At 37.1% G+C, this 474-nt stretch carries 1 pseudogene; it reads right to left on the bottom strand.

Annotated features, from left to right (window positions below):
• Positions 1-308 precede the first annotated feature (308 nt).
• Positions 309-474: pseudogene (locus C1E99_RS09990) on the bottom strand (thymidine kinase); the annotation flags it as partial.

Here is a 474-nt window from a genome sequence, read left to right as displayed (position 1 = left end):
CACCGCCTGTAATTGATCGTAGATGTTCATAAAATTAAGATACAAAGCCCGTTAAGCAAGCACAGTCAAAATAGGAATTTTGACCAAGTGTTACAAACACTTGGAGAAATTATCTTTTTGACACAGCTTGTAGGGCGTGTTCATTTCCTTTCTGTAATATGTAGGTCATGAAACAGGCACAGTTCGTAGCCCGAATTCAGTTCCTTTGCCGTAGTATATAAGTCATGAAAATTGGCACAGAGTCATAGGCAAATTCAGTTCTATACAGATACTCAGTTTACAGCCGCTTCTCATTTCGTTTTCAAAAATTAGGGTAAATCATTAATTTCTGGTGAAAAATAATGTTTGCGGCAAACTGGGATGTAGGTTTCATTGCCACCAATTTGGATTTGTTCTCCTTCATAAGTAGGTTTTCCATCCTGTGTTCTCAAAACCATTGTCGCTTTTTTAGAACAATATTGGCAGATTGTTTTG

This window comes from Streptococcus suis, from assembly GCF_002964045.1.
Lineage (GTDB): Bacteria > Bacillota > Bacilli > Lactobacillales > Streptococcaceae > Streptococcus > Streptococcus suis_U.
Note: the sequence above shows the minus strand (reverse complement) of the source record. Positions and strands in the feature narration are given on the sequence as shown.